20 protein-coding genes are annotated in these 21,914 nt (G+C 61.8%); 12 read left to right on the top strand and 8 right to left on the bottom strand.

The annotated features are described in order from the left end of the window. Window positions 1–174 precede the first annotated feature (174 nt). Window positions 175–1,389 carry an aldose 1-epimerase family protein gene (locus LIX93_RS21765; RefSeq protein WP_226506128.1) on the bottom strand — a complete coding sequence of 405 codons (1,215 nt, stop codon included), beginning with the start codon at window positions 1,387–1,389 and terminating at the stop codon, window positions 175–177. Window positions 1,390–1,552: 163 nt separating this feature from the next. Beyond that, entirely contained in the window at window positions 1,553–3,412 is a 1,860-nt protein-coding gene (locus LIX93_RS21760; protein ID WP_226506127.1) for an ABC transporter ATP-binding protein, read from the bottom strand. A 214-nt stretch (window positions 3,413–3,626) separates the two neighbouring features. On the opposite strand from LIX93_RS21760, the gene msrA reads away from it, so the two are divergent. The 3 genes from msrA (at window position 3,627) to LIX93_RS21745 (ending at window position 6,178) form a co-directional block, all read left to right on the top strand. Next, a complete protein-coding gene (gene msrA, locus LIX93_RS21755) occupies window positions 3,627–4,133 on the top strand; it encodes a peptide-methionine (S)-S-oxide reductase MsrA (protein WP_226506126.1) in 507 nt (168 codons plus the stop codon). Between the two features lie 222 nt (window positions 4,134–4,355). Then, window positions 4,356–4,610 (top strand): hypothetical protein, encoded by a 255-nt coding sequence (locus LIX93_RS21750; protein WP_226506125.1) that lies wholly within the window; start codon window positions 4,356–4,358, stop codon window positions 4,608–4,610. A gap of 197 nt (window positions 4,611–4,807) precedes the next feature. Next, window positions 4,808–6,178 (top strand): gluconate:H+ symporter, encoded by a 1,371-nt coding sequence (locus tag LIX93_RS21745; RefSeq protein ID WP_226506124.1) that lies wholly within the window; start codon window positions 4,808–4,810, stop codon window positions 6,176–6,178. Window positions 6,179–6,194: 16 nt separating this feature from the next. On the opposite strand, the gene xth is transcribed toward LIX93_RS21745, so the two are convergent. Continuing rightward, window positions 6,195–6,989: an exodeoxyribonuclease III gene (gene xth / locus LIX93_RS21740; protein ID WP_226506123.1), complete on the bottom strand. Its 795-nt coding sequence runs from the start codon at window positions 6,987–6,989 to the stop codon at window positions 6,195–6,197. Window positions 6,990–7,164: 175 nt separating this feature from the next. Between xth and LIX93_RS21735 the strand changes: the two genes are divergently transcribed. Both LIX93_RS21735 and LIX93_RS21730 read left to right on the top strand, forming a co-directional pair. Beyond that, on the top strand, window positions 7,165–7,719 hold the full coding sequence (locus LIX93_RS21735) for a YbhB/YbcL family Raf kinase inhibitor-like protein (RefSeq protein ID WP_226506122.1): 555 nt from the start codon (window positions 7,165–7,167) through the stop codon (window positions 7,717–7,719). 263 nt (window positions 7,720–7,982) lie between these two features. Next, the gene (locus LIX93_RS21730) at window positions 7,983–9,722 is read left to right on the top strand and encodes a dipeptidase (protein WP_226506121.1); all 1,740 of its coding nucleotides are present in this window, start codon (window positions 7,983–7,985) and stop codon (window positions 9,720–9,722) included. Between the two features lie 79 nt (window positions 9,723–9,801). On the opposite strand, the gene LIX93_RS21725 is transcribed toward LIX93_RS21730, so the two are convergent. Further along, entirely contained in the window at window positions 9,802–10,779 is a 978-nt protein-coding gene (locus LIX93_RS21725) for a saccharopine dehydrogenase NADP-binding domain-containing protein (RefSeq protein WP_226506120.1), read from the bottom strand. A 189-nt stretch (window positions 10,780–10,968) separates the two neighbouring features. Here LIX93_RS21725 and LIX93_RS21720 point away from each other — a divergent pair, with 189 nt between their 5' ends. Then, window positions 10,969–11,130 carry a DUF2986 domain-containing protein gene (locus LIX93_RS21720; RefSeq protein WP_226506119.1) on the top strand — a complete coding sequence of 54 codons (162 nt, stop codon included), beginning with the start codon at window positions 10,969–10,971 and terminating at the stop codon, window positions 11,128–11,130. Window positions 11,131–11,212: 82 nt separating this feature from the next. Here the strand turns inward: LIX93_RS21720 and LIX93_RS21715 are convergent, their stop codons facing one another. After that, on the bottom strand, window positions 11,213–12,343 hold the full coding sequence (locus LIX93_RS21715; RefSeq protein ID WP_226506230.1) for a TDT family transporter: 1,131 nt from the start codon (window positions 12,341–12,343) through the stop codon (window positions 11,213–11,215). A gap of 206 nt (window positions 12,344–12,549) precedes the next feature. Beyond that, the gene (locus tag LIX93_RS21710; protein ID WP_226506118.1) at window positions 12,550–12,843 is read right to left on the bottom strand and encodes a hypothetical protein; all 294 of its coding nucleotides are present in this window, start codon (window positions 12,841–12,843) and stop codon (window positions 12,550–12,552) included. A gap of 53 nt (window positions 12,844–12,896) precedes the next feature. Between LIX93_RS21710 and LIX93_RS21705 the strand changes: the two genes are divergently transcribed. Beyond that, the gene (locus LIX93_RS21705; protein ID WP_226506117.1) at window positions 12,897–13,298 is read left to right on the top strand and encodes a hypothetical protein; all 402 of its coding nucleotides are present in this window, start codon (window positions 12,897–12,899) and stop codon (window positions 13,296–13,298) included. 50 nt (window positions 13,299–13,348) lie between these two features. Here the strand turns inward: LIX93_RS21705 and LIX93_RS21700 are convergent, their stop codons facing one another. Further along, the gene (locus LIX93_RS21700; RefSeq protein WP_226506116.1) at window positions 13,349–14,092 is read right to left on the bottom strand and encodes an SDR family oxidoreductase; all 744 of its coding nucleotides are present in this window, start codon (window positions 14,090–14,092) and stop codon (window positions 13,349–13,351) included. Between the two features lie 139 nt (window positions 14,093–14,231). Between LIX93_RS21700 and LIX93_RS21695 the strand changes: the two genes are divergently transcribed. From LIX93_RS21695 to LIX93_RS21680, 4 genes are all read left to right on the top strand, one after another. Continuing rightward, window positions 14,232–15,128 carry an AraC family transcriptional regulator gene (locus tag LIX93_RS21695; RefSeq protein ID WP_226506115.1) on the top strand — a complete coding sequence of 299 codons (897 nt, stop codon included), beginning with the start codon at window positions 14,232–14,234 and terminating at the stop codon, window positions 15,126–15,128. Between the two features lie 106 nt (window positions 15,129–15,234). Then, window positions 15,235–15,834 carry a TetR/AcrR family transcriptional regulator gene (locus LIX93_RS21690; RefSeq protein ID WP_226506114.1) on the top strand — a complete coding sequence of 200 codons (600 nt, stop codon included), beginning with the start codon at window positions 15,235–15,237 and terminating at the stop codon, window positions 15,832–15,834. Between the two features lie 100 nt (window positions 15,835–15,934). After that, window positions 15,935–17,098: an MFS transporter gene (locus LIX93_RS21685; protein ID WP_226506113.1), complete on the top strand. Its 1,164-nt coding sequence runs from the start codon at window positions 15,935–15,937 to the stop codon at window positions 17,096–17,098. A gap of 215 nt (window positions 17,099–17,313) precedes the next feature. Then, window positions 17,314–19,689 carry a PAS domain-containing protein gene (locus LIX93_RS21680; protein ID WP_226506112.1) on the top strand — a complete coding sequence of 792 codons (2,376 nt, stop codon included), beginning with the start codon at window positions 17,314–17,316 and terminating at the stop codon, window positions 19,687–19,689. A 21-nt stretch (window positions 19,690–19,710) separates the two neighbouring features. Here the strand turns inward: LIX93_RS21680 and LIX93_RS21675 are convergent, their stop codons facing one another. Further along, window positions 19,711–20,604 (bottom strand): LysR family transcriptional regulator, encoded by an 894-nt coding sequence (locus tag LIX93_RS21675; RefSeq protein ID WP_226506111.1) that lies wholly within the window; start codon window positions 20,602–20,604, stop codon window positions 19,711–19,713. 93 nt (window positions 20,605–20,697) lie between these two features. On the opposite strand from LIX93_RS21675, the gene LIX93_RS21670 reads away from it, so the two are divergent. Then, on the top strand, window positions 20,698–21,879 hold the full coding sequence (locus LIX93_RS21670; protein WP_226506110.1) for an MFS transporter: 1,182 nt from the start codon (window positions 20,698–20,700) through the stop codon (window positions 21,877–21,879). Window positions 21,880–21,914 lie beyond the last annotated feature (35 nt).

The following is a 21,914-nucleotide window of genomic DNA, read 5'->3' as shown; positions in this document are numbered from 1 at the left end:
CCTTCAGGTTTGATTGGCTGTTATCAGTCAGGAGCAGTTCTAGCCGGAACACCTGCAGATAATCAAGCCAACCAAAAATGTCCAACTCTGCGATGAACCACATCACTTTCTGTACGTTGAAAGATGAGCGTGGTCCCCGCATTGAAGCACCCGCCGACACTGCTTCAGTGGGTATTACTCTTTAGTCAGATCAACCAACGGCGTCTGCCGCACCTCCGTTGCCCGCCCACCCTGAATCTCGCTCACCTGCTTCAGGGCCTTGTCCACCGCCACTTTGTCCGCCAACAAGCTGTAAATGATGTGAAACTGCTTGTGCTCCTTAGGGCCAATGGTCGGTACCAGGTTCAGAGGCCGCTGATAACGACGGTTGTAGGAAAAACTCGTGCCCGGCTCCAGCCCCGTGACATAGCCCTGGCCTTTGGTATCGGTGTTTTTCCATAGGGAGAACACGGGCAGTGTCTGAGTATTGAAACCCAACGAAACACCCAGGCTGCCGGCCTTGTTGTGCAACACGGTCAACGTATCGCCCTTGGCGTCGGCATACGGCACTACGTTGTAAACCGTTTCGTCGTAGTCCTTGGTGGGTGCGCGGTAGGTTTGCCAGTCGGGCAGATCGCCCTTGGCCTTGTCGTTGAACGGCGACACCTGTTTCACCGGCGCGGCGAAACGAGCGCCCTGCTCCAGGAACGGGGTGCTGAAGTTGCTGTGATACAGCGCCTGGTATTCCTTCGGATAGTCGCCGTTGTTGGTCAGGGTGTCGTTGAGGGCGAACGCTACGCTGCCGGGTTCGGTGACCAGTTCGGTGGCGACGGAGAAGTCGACCTTCTTGAACGCCTGCTCTTTGAGCTCGCCGCGCAGGGTGATGGCGTAGGGTGGTTTTTCATCGATATGCAGGGTCACTTTGCTCGCAGGAATGTTGGCAGCCCGGCCGTGCAGGGTCAGCAGTTCGCCATTGTCGATGCCCGGGTGGCCGACCCATTCGTAGCCGCAGCGCGCGACCAGCTCATTGAAGCCTTCCAGCCAGCCCAGACCGCCGCGGCCATTGAGTTCGATGAAGGACGGATTGACCACGTCCTTGACCGGCGAATCCCAGCCCATGCGCACATTACCCACCGAGGCCTGCAAGACGTTCATTCCGCGAGTCGGCACAACCGAAAGTTTCATCTTGCCGTTATCGATGTCGACGATGCTGACCCCCTCCTGCCGACCGCCGTGCAAGGTGCGCAGGGTGACACTGAAGGGTTTGTCGCTTTTTGCGCCGAGTTGCTGACTGGTGATCTGCCAGTTCTGGGCGGCTTTGTCAGTGTCGAGCAGAACGTAATCCCAGGCCATGGCGTGGGAAGCAGCGGACAGCGCGCTGAGGGCAACAACGAGTTTGAGCGGGGTCATGATTGCAGCCTTTCTTGGAGTTGTGCCCTTTTTATAGACTCGAAGAAACGTTTCAGCAAGCACAACGAGCGGTCCCGCCCGCAAATACCCAACGACGATCGTGTCAAGAAACGCCCCGGGCTGCTATGCGCGCAGGGGCGCTGGGCTTAGACGATTTCTCCACTCACGCCTGCTCCCGATCCTCCGCCACCCCCTGGTCCTCACCCAGAAACCCGCCGCTCTGATGCTGCCACAGCCGCGCATAAATGCCGTTCTTCCCGAGCAATTCGGCGTGAGTCCCCTGTTCGACAATCCGCCCGTCATCCATCACTACGAGCCGGTCCATGGCCGCGATCGTGGACAGCCGATGCGCGATGGCGATCACGGTCTTGCCCTGCATCATTTCATCGAGGCTTTCCTGGATAGCCACTTCGACTTCCGAATCCAGTGCGCTGGTGGCCTCGTCGAGGAGCAGGATCGGGGCATTCTTGAGCATCACCCGGGCGATCGCGACGCGTTGACGCTGGCCGCCCGACAGCTTGATGCCACGCTCGCCCACCAGGGTGTCGTAGCCGATATGGCCCTGCCGGTCGCTGAGTTGACTGATGAAGCCATCGGCCTGGGCGTTGATTGCAGCGGTGCGGATCTGCGCGTCGGTGGCGTCTGGGCGGCCGTAGGCGATGTTGTCGCGGATCGAGCGGTGCAGCAGGGAGGTGTCCTGAGTGACCATGCCGATGGCGCTGCGCAGGCTGTCCTGGGTCACGTGCGCAATGTCTTGCCCGTCGATGTGAATCTTCCCGCTGTCGACGTCATAGAAGCGCAGCAGCAGGTTGATCAGCGTGGATTTGCCTGCGCCGGAGCGGCCGACCAGACCGATCTTTTCACCCGGGCGGATGCTCAGGCTCAGGCCATCGAGTACCTGGCGTTCGCCGTTGTAGTTGAAGCCCACGTTATCGAACGTGACGGCGCCGCCAGCGGTCACCAGCTCGCTCGCGTCTGGCGCGTCCTGCACTTTGGCGCCGCGAGTCAGGGTTTGCATGCCGTCCTGCACGGTACCGACGTTCTCGAACAGCGAGGTCATCTGCCACATGATCCAGTGCGACATGCCATTGATCCGCAGCGCCATCGCGGTGATCGCGGCCACGGCACCCGTGCCGATTTCGCCCAGGTGCCATAGCCACAGGGCATAGCCCCCGGCGGCCATGAGCAACGCGACGACCAACGCCTGATTGACGATCTCGAACTGACTCACCAGGCGCATCTGGCGGAAGCCGGTTTGCTTGAAATCTTCCATCGCCGCGCGCGCAAAATGCGCTTCACGGTTGGAGTGGGAGAACAGCTTTACCGTGGTGATATTGGTGTAGGCATCGGAGATGCGCCCGGTCATCGACGACCGCGCGTTCGCTTGTTCCTGCCCGACCTCGCCCAGGCGGGGCACGAAGTAGCGCATGGCGAGCCCGAACAAGACGATCCAGGCAATGAACGGCAGCATCAGCTTGAGCGCGAAGCCGCCGGCCAGGGCGATGATCGCGACGAAATACACGCCGATCCCGGGGATGATTTCGATCAGGGTGAACAGGATGTCGCGCACGGCCAGCGCCGTCTGCATCACCTTGGTGGTGACCCGGCCGGAAAATTCATCGGAAAAGAACGACAGGCTTTGCCGCAGCATCAGCCGGTGGAAGTCCCAGCGCAGCCGCAACGGCAGGTTGATCGCCAATATTTGATGCTGGACCATGGTGCGCAACGCTACCAGCCCGACGCTGGCGACCATGACGATGGCCATGCCCCACAGCACGTGACTCTCCCGCCCTGCCCCATCGCCGCCTGCCTGCCAGGTCGTGAGCAGGTCAACGACCTGCCCCAGGAAGGAAAACAGCCAGGCTTCGTAAATCGACACCGCGGCACTGAGCAGCGCCAGCGCGAGGATATAGCCGCGGGCGCCCCGCGAGCAGGCCCACAGGAAGCGTGCCAAACCGTCGGGTGGCGGGGGTACCTCGTCAGGCGGAAAAGGGTCGAGCCTTCGTTCAAATGCGCGAAGCATAAGGGTCTCCAAAACGATCAAGTCGGGAGATTCTGCCACTTAACAGTGGCTTTGAGGGGATTCACCCACGCGCGCATTGCCAACAGTAGATCAGCCCGAGCCTTTCAGGCGACTACCCGCAAATTACCAAATTTAACCCGCTCGACCTTGGAATCAGGCAACCTGCCCTCATAACTGTGGCTATATTCAACGTCCCTGAAGGGAAGGACAGACCATGACCAGCCAAACCGAAACCGCCATCCTTGCAGGCGGCTGCTTCTGGGGCATGCAGGACCTGATACGGCGCTATCCCGGCGTGCTGACCACGCGGGTCGGCTACACCGGCGGCGACGTGCCGAATGCCACGTATCGCAATCACGGCACCCATGCGGAAGCCATCGAGATCGTCTTCGATCCTGCCGTCATCAGCTACCGGCAGATCCTCGAGTTTTTCTTCCAGATCCACGACCCGAGCACGCCCAACCGCCAGGGCAACGACATGGGCCCCAGCTATCGCTCGGCGATCTACTACCTTAGCGAAGCGCAACGAGACATCGCCGAAGACACGGCTGCCGACGTCGACGCCTCGAAACTGTGGCCAGGCCGCGTAGTGACCGAAATCGAACCGGCCGGGCCGTTCTGGGAAGCGGAACCTGAGCACCAGGATTACCTGGAGCGCCTCCCTAACGGCTACACCTGCCACTTCATCCGGCCGAACTGGAAGTTGCCCAAGCGCGCGTAACTCGCGGCAGTCTCTGCATCGTTGCGTGACGCGGCTTTGGCCGCGTTGCGCATGGCGGGGTTCTCAAAAAATCCGCGCAACATCACTCGCAACATCCCGTCGATTTTTCCCTGCCGAATTCATCCAATGTCACTACGCCTGAGCCTTCCACCTGCCGCATAATCCGCGCCCCACGCTTGGCCATATGCCTAGTGCCGCCGTGATTTGCACACAGGAATTGGAATGTTCAGAATTGCACCTCGAAGGGCCCTGCCCATCCTCATCGCCCTGCCCTTTTTACTGCTGGCAGGCTGCTCCAGCGTCTCGGGCTCGAAATGCTACGCAAAGGCACTCCCCACCAGCGGCGAAGGGAGCCTGGCCTGGGACAACGATTTGACCACCGCGCGTGTGAAATCCGTGGCGGACTGCAGACGCTATGCCGCTCGCTCCGGGGGCTCGCCTGAAACGTGCAAGGTCATTGTGGCGAAGTGTAAATAGCCTCCGGCGTGTAAGTACCACCGGCCCCGTGGTCATCTGAACCATCGGTGGCCACCGCCACAGTCGCCACTACCAGCAATAGCCTTCTTTATCTGTTCAGCGGACCTCGCAATGCTCACCCCAGAGCCTTTACGGTATGCTGGCGGGGATTTGTAATATCTTGTTACAGACCCCTATAAAGATAAGGAGTACCCCCGGTGGATGTATCCGCTGTCGCCTGGGTGTCCCATGACACCCGCTTGATTGTCTGTTGCCTGGCTGCCATCGCGGCGATCATCGTGCTGATCAGCGCGACCAAGCTGCCGCCCTTCCTGTCCATTCTGATCGGCACCTTCATCGCAGGCGTCGGCGCAGGCCTGCCCCCCGAGGATGTGGCCAAGGCCTTCGGCAAAGGCGCGGGGGCGATCCTGGGGGAAGCCGGGATCATCATCGCCCTGGGCTCGATGCTTGGCGCCTTGATGGCCGAATCTGGCGCCGCCGACCGTATCGCATCGACATTGCTGGGGCTGGGCAAGGGCAAGTCGCTGCCCTGGGTGATGGCGCTGGTGGCGATGGTCATCGGCCTGCCGCTGTTCTTCGAGGTCGGGCTGGTGATGATGGTGCCGATCATTTTCGTCATGGCGCGGCGCTCCAATCTGCCGCTGCTCAAGATCGCCATACCAGCGCTGGCTGGCATGACCACCCTGCACGCCCTGATGCCCCCGCATCCAGGGCCGCTGATCGCCGTCAGCGCGCTGCACGCCGACCTGGGCCTGACCATGCTGCTGGGCGTGTGCATCGCCGTGCCGGCGGTGATCCTCGCCGGTCCTTTGTACGGTAACTGGCTGTCGAAACGCCTGCACATCGAACCACCGGCCGAGATGGACGCCCTGTTCAATCAACGCGACGAACATGCCCGGCAACCCGGCTTCGGCATCTCGTTGCTGATTATTCTGCTGCCGGTGATATTGATGCTCGGCAGCACCCTGGCGAAGGTCAGCATGGCGCCCGAGAGCGGCGTGGCGCAAACCCTGAAATTTCTTGGCGAACCGTTGATTGCGCTAGGCCTGGCGGTCATCGCCGCTGTGGTGTTTCTGGGCTGGGGCAACGGCATGGCCCGCGATCAGGTCGGCGGCGTCTTGCGCAAGGCCATTGCGCCGGTCGCGGTACTGCTGCTGACCATAGGCGCCGGCGGCGGCCTCAAGCAGACACTGCTCGACGCGGGCGTCAGCCATACCATCAGCAAGGCTGCAGAAGGCGCGCATCTGCCTTACATCCTGCTGGCCTGGCTGATTGCCGTGGCGTTGCGCCAGGCCACCGGTTCAGCCACCGTGGCGACCACGACCACAGCGGGTATTCTGGCGCCAATGATGGCAGGCCTGGCGGCCACGCAGAGCTCGCTGGTGGCACTGGCCATCGGTGCCGGGTCGGTGTTTTTCTGCCACGTCAATGATGCGGGTTTCTGGATGGTGCGCGAATATTTCGGCCTGCAACTCAAGGAAACGATCTGGGTGTGGTCGGTGCTGCAGACCATCGTCTCGGTGGTGGGCCTGGTAGGCACTTTGCTGTTGTGGCACTTTTTGACCTGACCCACTATCGGGTGCACTACGCCTTGCCCCGTCCCCCCAGCTGTATCCACGTCGGCGCATGGTCGCTGGCGTGGTCCTCATTGCGTACCCAGGCATCGACGCCAGCGTTCTTGAGGAACCGCGACGCTGCGGGGTTGAGCAGCAGGTGATCGATGCGCAAGCCGGAATTCTTCTGCCAGTGCTGGCGAAAGTAATCCCAGAAGGTAAACACCTGCTCATCCGGATATAGATGACGCAGGGCATCGGTCCAGCCTTGGGTCAGCAAGCGAGCGAAACACTCGCGGCTCTCGGGCTGCAGCAAGGCATCCTTTTGCCACGAGCGCGGGCTGTAGATATCGAAATCCGTGGGCACCACATTGAAGTCCCCCGCCAGCACTACCGGATGCTCACTGTCGTGCAGCGTGTGCGCGTGCTTGATCAGGGCCTCGAACCAGGCCAGTTTGTAGTCGAACTTGGGGCCGGGCTGCGGATTGCCATTGGGCAGATAGAGGCAAGCGACCACGGTACCCTGCACCGCCGCCTCCAGGTAGCGCGCCTGGGGGTCTGCCTCCATGCCCGGCAAGCCCTTGCGAATGGCCAGCGGCTCGCTGTCGCGGGCCAATATCGCCACCCCGTTCCATGACGCCTGGCCCAGGTGCAGGCAGCCATATCCGGCGGCCTCCAGCTCGGCAGCCGGGAAGGCACTGTCGGGCGCCTTGAGTTCCTGCAGGCACACCACGTCGGGGCGTTCACGCTCCAGCCACACCAGCAGGTTGGGGAGCCGGGCACGAATGCCGTTGATGTTGAAGGTGGCAATCTTGAGGCGTTTCATCGGGGCGATCCTGCCTGGATTTGCCGGTGCGAACACTCAGCGGGGACAAACCATGGGACTGAGGGATATCGGCAGGGTTTCATTGTTTGCAGGGCAACCCAGGCCAGCGTATCGCACCAAACGGCAAGCGACCGGTCCTAGCAGGTGACGATCCCGTCCCCGGAGACCTGCCGACATGAAAATCAACCTGCGTCTATGCGCGGCCACTGCGTTGTTGTCACTGGCTGCGGCCACGAGTGCTCAGGCCGCGTCGCTGTCGATCGCCTCGACGTCCCTCGCCGATGGCAAGCCGATACCGCTGACCTTTATCGGCGCCGAGGCCAACTGCGGCAGTGGCAAGGCCAGCACCCCGCAAGTCAGCTGGACCAATGTGCCCACGGGCACCCGCTCGATCGCAGCGCTGCTGTTCGATCCGGACGGCGCCAAGGGTTTGGGCGTTGCCCACTGGGTGGTCTACAACGTCGACCCGGCGCGGGGGCAGATTCGCCAAGGCGAAGCCGCCAGCAGCCTCGACGGCATCACCGTGGGCAACAACGTCGCCGGCGCAGCGGCCTACAAGGGGCTTTGCCCACCGGCCGGTGACAACCCTCATCACTACGTGCTCACGGTCATTGCCACCGACCTCGCGCCGGGCGCATTGCCTGCCGGTCTCAGCCGCGAAGAGTTGCTGCTGCGGCTCAAGGGACATGGTTTGGCGGGCCAGAGCATCGTCGGGACTTACGGGCACTGATTGACTCAGCGTGCAAGGTGGGCTGCCAATTCGCCGGGTAAGCAGGTGCGCGCCCTATCTTGCTGACTCGTAATAACGGTTACCTGGATCGCCCTGAAGCACTTGCATCGAGTTTTCAAATCTGCGCCGCTTTTGCATTTCGGCGCGACAGATCTCACGGCAAGGGTTCCCCGGGTCGACACGGCAGTGTTAGTTTGCAAAACGTTTCTGATCAAAAGGTCAGTTACTTTCTCAAACCGCCCTGCAAAGGAATGCCTCTCACAATGGACTTTTCATTCAAGCACCTGGCCGCGACGACTCTGGTGCTCGCCAGCCTGTCGAGCTTCACCACTGCTGCTCAAGCCAACATCACCGCGCAACAAAGTCAGGAAATCCTGAAGACGTTTACCGACGTACCGGTCACGGATTTCAGGCAATTTCTGGATCGACTGGCAAAAACCGATACGGCAAAGTCCGATGATGCAGGCCCAGCAATCAGTGCGTTTCTTGATAACAAGACGCTGTCCGCCGAACAGCAAAACGAAATCGATCGCTTGCTGGGCATCTATACGCGGATCAAATACGCCAGCGCGGCGACCGAAACCCTGCGTGAACTGGTGGCCATCCCAACCTTCCGTGTCGATGGCGTCGCCCAGCATGAAAACCCCGAGTTCATCAAGTTCGCCGACAAGATCAAGAGCCTCGCCCAGAGCTTCAATCTCGACTTTCGCAACATCGACAACCGGGTCTATGAAATATCCCTCCAAGGCGCCGGCAATGAAGTGGTGGGCATTCACGCCCATGCCGATGTAGTGCCAGTAACGCCTGAAAACTGGGTACTTGAAGACGGCACTCGGCTGAACCCGTTCAAGGTCACGCAGATCGGCGACCGCATGTATGGCCGCGGCACCGAAGACGACAAGAACGGCATCGTGGTTGCCCTCTACGCCATGAAAACAATCAAGGAAGAGAAGCTGCCGCTGGCCAGGAACTTCAAGTTGTTGATAGACACCACCGAAGAAACCACCGGCGACGCCATCCCTTACTACTTCGCGCGCAACCCCACCCCGCAATACAACCTGGCGCTGGATGGCGGTTACCCGGTGGTGATCGCCGAAAAAGGCTATGGCACCGTCATGGCCACGTTTGCGCGGCGTGACGCCGAGGGCAAGGGCGCGGAAATTACGGCTGTCACGGGTGGTCGAGCCACCAATCAGATCCCATCGAAATCGGTCGCCACGCTGCTGACAGACAAGCCGGCTGAACTGGCGGCCAGCCTGCAAAAGGCCGGCACCGCTTATGCGAAGCACAATGGTGGCAACTTCGAAGTAACTGCCGAGGTGGTCGGCAAGGACGTCAAACTGACGGTCACCGGTGTTTCCGCTCACTCCTCCGAGCCCCAGGCTGGGGTCAACCCGGTGGCGAGGATGCTGGATTTCATCAACCGCCTGCAGGGCAATATCGCGCTCAAGCACAATGAAATCACCGACGCCGCACGCTACGCCGCCGACAACTGGGGGCTTGACTACCTGGGTGGCAAATTGGGCGTTGGTTTTTCAGATGCGTTCATGGGCCCGCTCACCGCTTCGCTGACCTATGTCGCCCAGGACGATAAATCTTTCAAACTTGCGGTCAACCTGCGTATTCCAAAGGGCAAGTCTCCAGAAGTACTGAAATCGCAAATCGCTGACAAGTTGGCGGCCTGGAGCAAGAAAACCCACATTGCACCCGCCTTCGACTATTCCGTTGCCGAGCCGATGTATCGCAACCCTGAAGGTGAATGGGTCAAGGCCTTGTTGGCCGTGGCCACTGAAAACCTGGGCATGGCGCATAAGTTCGGGACTTCAGCCGGCGTCACATCAGTGCATGAACTGCCCAATGGCGTGCAGTTCGGCCTCGCCAGACCTGAAGTCAAATACACCGGCCACACCGACAACGAATTCAAGACGACAGAGCAGTTCCTGCTGGACTTACAGATCGTGACCGAAATGATGGGGCGCATCGGGCAGTTGCCCAAGCTTTGAGCTTTGAGCTTTGATCCTAGCCTGCACCTGCACCTGCACCTGCACCTGCACCTGCAGTGCAGGCTAGGCTTCCCAGGGCTCAGAGATCAGTCACCGTCGTCCCCGCGATGCTCTGCGCAAATCCACCCCCGAACACCCGCGCCGGGGTCGCAAAACCGGGCTGCCGCTCTCCCGCCAGGACGCGGCGCGCGGCTTCGATAGCGGCCAGTGGCGTGTAGGAATAACCATTCACTGTTTCGATCACCGATCGGGCGACCGTGCCTTGCGCCCCAGTGACTTCGACCACTGCGCGCGCCCGGTGCGTGTCCCTTTCTTGCGCCGTAGGACCATCAGGTAGCTGCGATAGATCGCCTTGAGGAAATGCATCACCGGCGATATGCACGAACATCGCAATGTTGGGGATGCCGGTCGAATGCCAGGCGGTCACCAGATCGCCGAATGACAGCGGTACGCACAGCACCGGCCCTTCGCCGAAATCAAAGTGCCGAGGCGCCGCATCAGGGGTCGCAATCAGTTCGCCCTGCACCCTGGCGAGCACCCCTGCGCCGATGATTTCGCTGACGCTTTTGGCCGACCCTCGGGACATGGAACCAGGGACCTGAAGCGCGATCTGCAACGCCACCGGATGGTCCACCCGCTGCGCTACATGCACTGCCAGGCTGTCGGTCGGCACCACGTCCCAGCCGACGCCCGGCAAGAGCATCACACCAGCCTCAGCCGCTTGCGCACCCAATCGCTCGGCCAGGCGGTACATGTTGATCTCGGCGGTAATGTCCAGATAATCGACACCCGCCTTGATACAAGCGCACATCAACGCGTCTGCCGTTTGCGCGAATGGCCCGGCGAAGTTCAGCAACACCGAGATGCCCGATAGCGATGCTGACGCCTGCAAATCGGTAGCGAACACCCGAAAAGGAACGCCCAGTACCTCGGCGAATGCGGCCAAGCTCGGGCGATCACGCCCAGCGATTTCGAAGTCGAGCCCTAGCGCCTTGGCGTGTTGTGCGGCCATACGCCCCGTATAGCCGGTGGCGCCGTAAATCAGCAGTGTGCTCATGGGATGTGGTGCTCCGTGGTGGTTGAAACAGGCCCCCACAGTACTCGCCGCCCTGCACGCAAACGCAGCCGTTCCTGCGTCATGCCTGCCCGTTTCTGCTTTTCGCTTGCGCGATGCCTCCTCCTGCCATCAACATCCAACTTCTGATGACCCGTCGTCTCACCAAATGACCAGCCGAGCACCAACGCCATGAATCGCCAAAAAAAGTTAAAGCAGTTGTTCAAGGCCAAGGCCAAAAAGGCCAGCGCCAAACTGGCACCGGCGAACAAGAATACCTACATCAGCAAGGCGGATCGGCTGAAGCTGGCTGCCGAGGCTGATCAAGCCCCCGTCGCGCCTCCCGAGAGCTGATCGGTGCAGCCCCAAGCCCGGACGCCCTTCTGCGCGCAATCCGAAACGTTGGGCTTGATCGGGCGCACCGGCGCGCCGCGCATCAGCCGCACAAAGACGCAATGCAGGGCGACACAAACAAGTTGCCCTGATAGGCACCCTTGGCCGTTTTAGCGGCGACCACCGCCCACATCGCTGCCAACATCACGACGAAAATCACCCCAAGGACATCAAACAACGCCAGGTGCAGCATGGCCCCCAGCTTGAGCGTGGTCACTGCGTACACTCCCAGCGGGAAGGTAAAGCCCCACCACCCCAGGTTGAACGGAATACCGGCTTTGGCATATCGCCCGGTGATCAGCCCGGCCAGCAGCATCCACCACAGGCCCAGGCCCCAGAACAGGATGCCGGCGATCATCCCGATGCCGGCCGCGACCTCACCGATACCGGCCATGCCGTGCGCGGCGAAAATCGTCGGTGCATCGTGACCCAAGAGCAACATGCCCAAGGCGCCCGTGCCGATCGGCCCCAGCGACAACCAGCTCGACGCTGCCATGTTGGCAGGCGGCAATTTATGCAAGGCCAGACGCAGCACGAGGATCACCAGAATGCTCAGCGCCACTGGCACCGAATACGCCCACAACACGTAGCTGGTAATCAGCATATTGAATTGCGCACTGGCGTCACTCAGATGCGGCGCAATGACGCCACCACTCGCGGCGGCCACTTCCGCCGCCACGACCGGCAACAGCCACACCGCAGTCATCTGGTCGATGCTGTGCTCCTGACGCGTGAACATCATGAACGGGATCAGCACGCCGCACGCCAGCGCCATGGCCACATCCAGCCACCAAAGCGCGTGTGCCCAAGCGATGACGGGCAGCCCCCACTGTGGCAGACCGTACTGCACCAGGCCGTTGACAAGGGTTGCCAGGCCCATCGGAATGGTGCCGAAAAACATCGAAACGGTGGAATGCCCGAAAATCTGCTTGGCCTCGTTGAAAAACAGGATCCAGCGGGCGGTGTACAGCGCGGCAAAGACCACGAACAGCACGATATTGAATAACCAAAGGGCCTTGCCGAGCTGCGTCAACGCCTCGAACTGCCCGGGCAACTGACCCAGCGCCAGGGCCAGGATGCCCGTGCCCATGGTGGCCGCGAACCAATTGGGCGTAAATTGCCTGATGGCCTCTTTCGGATTCGAAAGTGCCGCCAGCGGTTGGCCGCCGTGCATGCTCCTGGCCAAGCTTGGGTCGCGCATAGTGCCTCCTGGATCGGTCCGATGGTTCGGTGGTCGCAGCATAGGCACGGGCGATTAATAGGTAAAACGGGTAGTATTTGTATCGCTTATCCATTTAGCAGATATAGCTCGACGACAATCGCCCAAATACCGCGACAACTCGACAGACACCCGATGTCGCCAACGCCATTCGCCCGCAATCACCGCCAGGTTGGAATGATGGACAACACCAGCAGCGCCGCCATGGACAGGTTGAACCAGCGCCAATGGCGCGGAGTGCGGAGCATGCGCGCAAGCAAAACGCCCAGCGCACACCACAGGGTCAACGATACCGAGGCGGCGATGCCGAACGACAACCCCAGCAGCACCGCCAGCGCACCTGGGCTACCGGCCAAAGGGGCGAAGGCTGCGGCAGCGCTGACCGCCATGGCCCAGCTTTTGGGATTCAACAGCAGCAGCGGTATGGCCCTGAACAGCCCTAGCGGCTGGCCCAATTGCGCGCCCGAAGCCGGCGCGCCGCTTCGCGCGATACGCCAGGCTCACGGCGATGCCGAAGATCAACGGCAAGGATCGACCCAAGCCAAATCTCGCGCCCGACGCCGTGGCCAGAGAGGTTGCGCCTCCGGGTGAAGATGAGCGCTGCGCTTTTCGCCCATTGGTGCTGGGGGCTTTAGCGAAAGAAGGGATTGCGTGGCGAACGGTGTTCGAGAATGGCAGTTTCGACGCAACCGCCTCGACCGTTCGGGTTGGCCTCGCGGTCACCGCCTGGCTGGCGTCCACCGTGCCCGATGACCTGGAAGTGCTCTCGGCCCTGGCGGGGCTTCCTGCGCTCCCGACCTTTGCCATCTGCCTGCGATTACCCGCCACCGTGCAGCCCGTAGTCGAGGCATTTACTCAGTATTTGCTGCAGACAATGGCCCCTGATACGGCGGTGTCGATCAACGCGTAAAGCGGGTGATATCGCTCACCGCAAGAACATGATGCAGCATCACCCCCCGCTCAAACGAGGTAGCCGCCCGCCACTTCGATGCTCTGCCCATTGATCCAGGCGCCCTCTTGCGACAGCAGCATGGCGATGACCCGCGCCACGTCCTCTGGCTCACCGACTCGGCCCAGCGCGGTCTGCCCCGCCAGCATTGCCTCGAACTCGTCGTTGAGGCCCCCGCCCAACTCGGTCCGAATCGCGCCCGGAGACACCGCATTGGCGCGAATACGCCGCTCACCAAACTCCTTGGCCATGTAGCGTGTGAGCACTTCCAGGCCGCCCTTGAATGCCGCGTAAGGCGCCACTCCGGCGGTGGCCACTCGGGTAGTGGCGCTGGTCAGGTTGACGATACTGGCGTTTTCACTCAGCAGTGGCAGCAGTGTTTGAGTGAGGAAGAACGGCCCCTTGAGGTGCACCCCGAACAGCCCGTCGAACTGCGCCTCGCTGACCGACGCCAAGGGCTCGAACAATCCGTAGCCCGCATTGTTGACCAGCCCGGCGAGATGGCTGACGCCCCAGGTTTGCTGCAGGGTCGATACCACCGATTCGCGAAAGGAGGCAAAGCTGCCGACGTCGGCGACATCGAGTTTGAGCGCCACCGCCCTGCCGCCCGCTTGCTCGATACGCTCTACCACGGTGGCGGCGGCGTCTGGCTGAGCCTTGTAAGTCAGGATGACGCTCATGCCGCGCCGGGCAATATGCTCCGCTGCGCTTGCGCCGATGCCTCGGCTGCCGCCGGTAATAACGATAACGCCCATAACCAGACTCCACTGTCGATCGAATGAGCGTCCACAGTAGTCATCCGCACCACCAGGGGCGCAGCCATTACTGCTACAAATCTGCCCGTTTCTGCTTTTCGCTTGCATTGCACCTGATGGCGCCCCCAGGATGCTTGCCATGAACGATCAACTGAACGAACTGCGCACCCTGGCCGCCAAGGCCGAAAACCGCCGCACCGAGACGGGGATCCCGCGCGTCGCCATGGTCCAGGGCAAGATTCCCGCGCACCTGCTGGCGGCAGTCTACGAGCCGATGATCAACCTGATCCTGCAGGGCAGCAAAACCATGACCGTGGGCGATCGCACGCTGCGGTACGATCCGGCGACCTATTTCGTCATGTCCATCGAGCTGCCAGCGGTGGGCACCGTGCACCCGGCGGCGACCGGCGAGCCGTATCTGGCCGTCAGCCTGACGCTCGATCCCACCGTGCTGACCACCTTGCTGGCCGAGCTGCCCAAACCTGCCGGGCGGTACGACAACGACCCCGGCTTTTCGGTCGCCGCGGTCACACCCGAGTTGATGGATGCCTGGGTGCGCATGCTGCGCTTGATGAACGATCCCCAAGCCATCACCGCCCTCGCGCCGGTGTACGAGCGCGAGATCCTCTATCGCGTGCTGCAAGGCCCGCATGGCTGGATGCTGCGCGAAATCGCCGCGCCGGATACCGCCATGGCGCGGGTCAACCTGGCCATTCAGTGGATCCGCCGCGACTTTGCCGAAACCTTGCGCGTCGAGGCGCTGGCGCAGCGGGCGGCGATGAGCGTCTCGGCATTTCATCGTCACTTCAAGGCGGTGACCACGCTGAGCCCGCTGCAGTATCAGAAGCGCGTGCGCTTGCTCCAGGCGCGGACACTGATGGTGGCCAGCGCCAAGAGCGTCACGGCGGCGGCGTTCGAGGTGGGCTATGAAAGCGCTACCCAATTCAGCCGCGATTACGCGAGGGTATTCGGGCTGCCGCCGTCAAAGGATGCCGGAAGAATCCTCGGCGAAATGACTGCGCCCAGAACCCGCTGATCGCCCCCGACATTTGCCACCCACTGCCTGAGCAGGCAACATTACTCGCCAGTACTTTTCGTATTTCCCGTATCGACAGCAACGGCAACAAGGCTCAGGTAACCCCATGCAAAAACAACAACAAGAATCCATCCAACCGCTGACCAAGGGTGAAAAGACCCACCTGCGCCTGCGCGCCATCGCCGCGTCGGAGTTTGCCCTGCGGGGGTTTCACAACACCAAGGTCAGCGACATCGTGCTCGCCAGCGGGCTCAGCCAGCCGACCTTCTACAACTACTTCGAGAGCAAGGAAGCAGCCTACGAACAACTGGTGGGCGAGTTTCGCCGGCGCCTCGAAGCCCTGACCAAAACGCTGCTGATCGAAACCTCCATGAGCCAGCAGGACCTGCTGGAAAGCGTCGGTGCCAGCTTTCTGAAGTTTCTGGATTTCCTCGCCGAGGACGCCGACCTGACTCAGATCGGCTTCTTCCAACCGCCGGGCTGCACCGCGACCAAAGCCGGGCTGGCGTCCTGGATCGCCCGCAATATCGCCAAGGAGCAAGCCATCGGGCTGTTTCGCGCGGACATCTCCTCCACCCAGATCGGCAAGTGTTTCGTCGGCATGATCGACCAGATGGCCAGGGATCCGATGACGCCACAAGAGCGTGCAGCCGTCGCCCGAGGCTGCGCCCTGCTGCTCTGCGATGGCCTGTGGCTGCGTGCTTGAGCGGTTTGCGACGCTTGAAATCTGAGTTAAAAGCCATTTGAAAACTGGGTTACTGACGAGTACCCTGACAGCAATAACTTACTCGTCAATAGGTTTTAGGATGAAATCACAACTGCTCTCCCTGTCGGCGGGAGCCTTCGCCATCGGCGTCACCGAGTTCGCGCCGATGGGCCTGCTGCCCTCGATCGCCCAAGGCGTGGACGCGTCCATTCCGGCCACCGGCATGCTGATCAGCGCTTACGCGCTCGGTGTCATGATTGGCGCACCTTTGATTACCCTGCTGCTCAGTTCCGCACGCCGACGCTCGGCACTGGTGGGGCTGATGGTGTTGTTTACCGTGGGCAACTTGCTGTCGGCCATCGCGCCGGGCTATTACACCCTGCTGGCCGCCCGGGTGGTCACCAGCCTGTCCCACGGCGCCTTCTTCGGCCTCGGCGCCATCGTCGCCGCGAGCCTGGTACCGAAGGAAAAACGCGCCTCCGCCGTGTCGATCATGTTCATGGGGCTCACTGTGGCCAATATCGGCGGCGTACCAGCGGCCACCTGGCTGGGCCATGCCATCGGTTGGCGGATGGCGTTCGTGGCGATTTCGGTGCTGGGCCTGATCGCCGGGCTTTCGCTGTTCCTGACCCTGCCCCGTGGCGAGTCCCATCCGCGCCCGCACGTGGGCAACGAGCTGCGCGTGCTGGTCAAGCCAGCGGTGCTCAACGCCTTGATGACCACGGCATTCGCCGCAGGCTCGATGTTCACCCTGTACACCTACGTCGCCGCGGTGCTGCAAAACATCACCCACGCCACCCCCGCCTTCGTCACCGCGATGCTGGTGACCATCGGCGTCGGCTTCACCCTGGGCAACGCCATCAGCGGCAAGCTGGCGGACCGCTCGCTCAAGGGCACGCTGATTGGTTTCCTCAGCCTGCTGGCCGTGATCAGCTTTATCTTTCCGCTGGTCGCCACCACCGGCCCAGGCGCGACCATCGCTCTGTTGCTGTGGGGCGCTGCCACTTTCGGCGTGTCGGCGCCGGTGCAGACGCGGGTCATGCAAGAAGCCCACGACGCACCGGCACTGGCCTCGTCGGTCAATATCGGCGCGTTCAACCTGGGCAATGCCCTGGGCGCGGCGGCAGGCGGTGCGGCCCTCAGCCTGGGCCTGGGCTACACCGCGATCGCGCCGGTCGGTGGCGTCATGGCGTTGCTGGCCTTGGCGCTGGTGCTGATGTCCAAACGTTCAGCGTCGAGCGAAGCGGTACAACTGGCGAGCTGACCCAGCACGTTCACCCGGCCCACCGGTGATATCCCTGCTCGGCAAGGCGCGAGCGGGGCTCTCTATCTGACCAATGGCTGATCGCCATGAATCGTTTCCGTAGAGATGTCCCTCCCTACCTGAGATGATGCGGCCTGTTTTTTCGCGATAGGTCGGATGCTGGCGATGGTTCTGTCATGAGTACAAGCGTAGATCTGCCCGTGGGCGGCGGCGTGATGGGTCACAAGATCCGTCACGCCGATTGGTCCGAGACCTCTCTAGGCCCGCGCGCAGCGTGGCCGTTGACGCTCAAGACGACACTTGGCTTGCTTCTCAATTCGCCAGAGCCGATGTACCTGGTGTGGGGCGCTGATCAGCTGTTTTTCTGTAACGACGCCTATCGCGCCTTGTTTGCGGCCATCGCTGATACAGGTCTGGGGCAGCCGATGTCCTCGGTCTGGGGGACGGTCTGGAGCGAGCTTTCCGGCTGGGTCGAAAAAGCCCTTCAGGGCGAAGGCAGTCGCGTCGAACGCCATCCCGTACGCCTGCTTCGCGAAGGCGTGATGACCCCCACCTTCTGGACATTCTCCCTCTCACCGATACACGGCGAGAGTGGCCACGTGGATGGCATTGTCTGCCAGGTCAAAGAAACCACGCAGGAAATCCTGACCCTCAAGCGCCTGGATGATAACGAGGCGTTCACCGACCGCGTCTTGGCCAGCATCAATGACTGCATCAAGGTGCTGGATCTGGACGGTCGACTGACCTTCATGAGCGAGGGTGGCCAGCGGATCATGGAAGTCAGTGACTTCAACGCGATCAAAGGCTGCCCGTGGCCGGACTTTTGGCAGGACGAAGGCCATCACGAGGCCAAGGCTGCGGTTCAGCAGGCCTTGGCGGGCGGCCACGCCAGCTTCATGGGGAGTGCGCGCACCCTGACCGGCAACCTCAAATGGTGGCATGTGCAGGTCAGCCCTATTCTGGGCCGCGACGGCAAGCCTGAAAAACTGCTGAGCGTCTCCCGCGACATGACCCAACTGCGCGACGCGGAGGACGCACTGCGTGAGATCAACGAGGCGCTCGAACGTGACGTGATCGAACGCACCAAAGACCGAGATCGGATCTGGCGACTGTCGGCGGATCTCATGCTTGTCGCGCGATTTGACGGCACCATCTCGGCAGTGAACCCCGCTTGGGGGCCAGTGCTGGGGCTGAACGAAGAAGAGCTTCTGGGCGAAGGGCTGCTGTCGCTCGTCCACCCGGATGATATTGCAGAGACGGCCCGCGCCATCGCCGAGCTGAGCAAGGGCCATAGTGTTCCTTCGTTCAAGAATCGCTTCCGACATACCGACGGTCACTACAAGCTGATCTCCTGGACCGCTGTGCCGGATGAGGAATTCATTCATGCGGTCGGGCGCGACATGCAATCTGAAGAGGAAGCCAATGCGGCGCTCAGAGCTTCAGAGGAAGCCCTTCGCCAATCGCAGAAACTCGAAGCCATCGGCCAACTCACCGGCGGCGTTGCCCACGACTTCAACAACCTGCTGACTGTCATCAAGTCGTGCGCTGACCTGCTCAAGACCTCTTCCTTGCCTGACGCTCGGCGCAGCAAATATGTAGCGGCGATTTCAGACACGGTAGATCGCGCCGCCAAGCTCACCAATCAGTTGCTGGCATTCGCCCGCCGCCAATCGCTCAAGCCAGAAGTGTTCGACGTGGGCAAAAGTGTCGCCCGAGTCGGCGAAATGCTCGATGCCTTGACCGGCTCCCGTATCCAGGTAGACATCGATGCCCCCATGGATGCGTGCTTCATCAACGCCGACGAGAGCCAGTTCGACACCGCGATCGTGAACCTGGTGGTCAATGCACGTGATGCCATGAACGGCGTTGGCAATTTGGCGATACAGGTGAGCCGCACCTCATCGATACCCTCTGTCCGCGCCCATGCTCAGCGTACGGGTGACTTCGTGGTCGTCTCCATCACTGATTCCGGCAGCGGCATCAGTCCAGAGGATCTGGGCCGAATTTTTGAACCCTTCTACACCACCAAAGGCATCGGCAAGGGCACAGGGCTGGGGCTGTCGCAGGTTTTCGGCTTTGCCAAGCAATCTGGCGGTGAGGTCTTGGTCCAAAGTACGCTGGGGAGCGGGTCGAGCTTCAGTATCTACCTCCCTGAAACGCAACGTCACGAGCAGGTCGCGGAGCATGACGACGAAGCGGCTCGCGCGCTGGGCCATGGCCTTTGCGTCCTGGTGGTGGAGGATCACGAGGAAATCGGGCGGTTCACGGAACAGACCCTCAAAGACTTCGGTTATGAGGTGCTTTGGGTTTCGAATGCCGAGGAGGCACTCGGCGTGCTCGCGACCAACCCTGCGAATTTCCACGTGGTGTTTTCGGACATCTCCATGCCGGGCATGAGTGGAATCGCCTTGTATGGAACAATCGAAAAGCTCTACCCGTGGTTGCCGGTCGTGCTCACCACCGGCTATAGCCAGGAGTTTGCCGACCTGTCGCAGACGACTGCCGGGCAATTCGACCTGTTGCAGAAACCCTACTCCATCGATGCGCTTTCAAGACTGCTTCAGAAAGTCGCTACTCGACACTCGCAATGACCGCGGTTGGTGTTCAGAGCGTCACACCCGGTGGTGCTCCAGCAGAAAATCGACGAACGCCCGCACCCGCGCCGGCATCGCCGCACCGCCGACGAACACCGCATGGATCGGCTCCCGATCGCCGGGGTTGAAGGCTTCGAGCAGCGGCACCAGGTCGCCGCGGCGCAAATCATCCGCCACGCTGAAGGCGCCAATCCGGGCGATGCCGGTGCCCAACCGAGCGAACTGCGCCAAGGCGTCACCGCTGTTGCCCTCCACCGTGCCGGTCACTTTCAGTGAGAAATATTCGCCGTCTCGGCGAAATGGCCAGTCGGGGGCGGCCCGGCGGAAGTTGAAGCGCAGACAGTTGTGCTGCAGCAGATCCTCAGGCTGCAACGGCACCCCATGGCGCGCCAGGTAGTCGGGCGAAGCGACGATGACCTCGCCCGTGTCGCCGATTCGCCGCGCAGTCAACGGGCTGTCGGCCAGATAGCCAAAACGGATCGCCACATCCGCCTGCCCGCCGAGGACGTCGACCAACTCGTCGCCCAGCGCCAGATCGACCACGATGGCCGGATAGCGGGCACTGAACGCGGCCACCAAGGGCACTATCGACAGCCGTCCATGAGCCACTGAAGCGCTGACCCGCAGCCTGCCCCGTGGCACACCCTGATCGGTGATCGCATCTTCGACTTCGGCCATGTCGGCCAGAATTCGTCGCGCGCCGCGCAGGTACGCCTCGCCCTCGGCGGTGAGGGTGATGGCGCGGGTGGTACGGATCAGCAACCGCGTGCCGATCCGCTGCTCGGTACGGGCGATGATCCGGCTGATCGCAGAAGGCGTCAGGCCTAGGGCTCGGGCGGCACCCGACAAGCTGCCCTCTTGGGCCACTAGCGCAAAAATCGTCATCTCGCCTGATCGCCCGGCAATATCCATTCGTGCCTCCTGAGCAAAAGTGTTTGGCTCTACCAAGGGCTACCGCCCACCAGGGGCGGATTGTAGCATTCACATCACAAATCAGGAGCCACCATGCGTATCAACTACCCCCTTGTTGCACTCTCCATCGGCGCGTTCGGCATCGGCGTCACCGAGTTCGCCCCCATGGGCATGTTGCCCGGCATCGCCGCCGATCTGGGCGTATCGATCCCCAGCGCCGGGCTGCTTGTCAGCGCCTATGCCATGGGCGTGTTGATCGGCGCGCCACTGATGACCCTCACGACGGCGCGGATCCCGCGGCGTTACCTGCTGATCGGCCTGATGGCGATTTTCACCCTGGGCAATCTGCTGTCGGCGCTGGCGACCAACTACCAGACGTTGCTGATCGCTCGCGTGGTGACCTCGCTCAATCATGGAGCCTTCTTTGGTATCGGCTCGATCGTCGCTACGAGCCTGGTGGCGCCCGATAAACGCGCGGGAGCGGTGGCGGCGATGTTCATGGGACTGACCATCGCGACCATCGGCGGCGTGCCCATGGCCACCTGGTTCGGCGAGACGTTCGGCTGGCGCACGGCGTTCTGGGGTATTGCCGGCCTGGGTGCCATCGCCATGGCGGCCCTGTGGTGGGCGCTGCCCAATACACCAATGGCAAAAAGTGAAGGCATGCTGGCCGAGATCCGCGTATTGGCGCGCAAACCGGTGTTGGCCGCACTGGCCCTGACTGTGGTGGGCTCGAGCGCGATGTTTACCGTGTTCACTTACATCGCGCCGATCCTGCGCGATGCCACCCACGCCTCGACCCTGTTCATCACCGCCATGCTCATGCTCTTCGGTATCGGCTTGACCTTGGGCAACGTGTGGGGCGGCAAGGGGGCCGATCGCTCTGTTGATCGCACCCTGGTGCTGTCGCTGAGCGCATTGATCGTGGTGTTGCTGGCGTTCTCGGTATTGATGCGCTGGCCATTGCCTGCGGCGGCCGCGATCCTGATCTGGGGCGCCGCCAGTTTCGCCTTGGTGCCACCGCTGCAGATGCGCGTCATGGAAGCCGCCAAGGACGCGCCCAATCTGGCGTCTGCCGTGAACATCGGCGCGTTCAACTTGGGCAACGCCATCGGCGCGGTACTGGGCGGCGCGGTCATCAATGCCGGGCTGGGCTATCCGGCCATTTCGTTGGCGGGCGCCGGGATGGCTGCACTTGGACTGGTGATGGTGCTGACGTTGAACTGGCGTGCGAAACGGGCACCGGCAGTGGTGTTCAGGCAAGCGGTCGAGTGATCAGCGCACTGGCTGTGCAGGCCCATGCCAGCCTG

It is taken from the genome of Pseudomonas sp. MWU16-30317 (assembly GCF_020515695.1).
In the GTDB taxonomy this organism is placed as follows: domain Bacteria; phylum Pseudomonadota; class Gammaproteobacteria; order Pseudomonadales; family Pseudomonadaceae; genus Aquipseudomonas.
The sequence above is the reverse complement of the archived record's forward strand: the minus strand, read 5'-3'. Positions and strand labels throughout refer to the sequence as shown.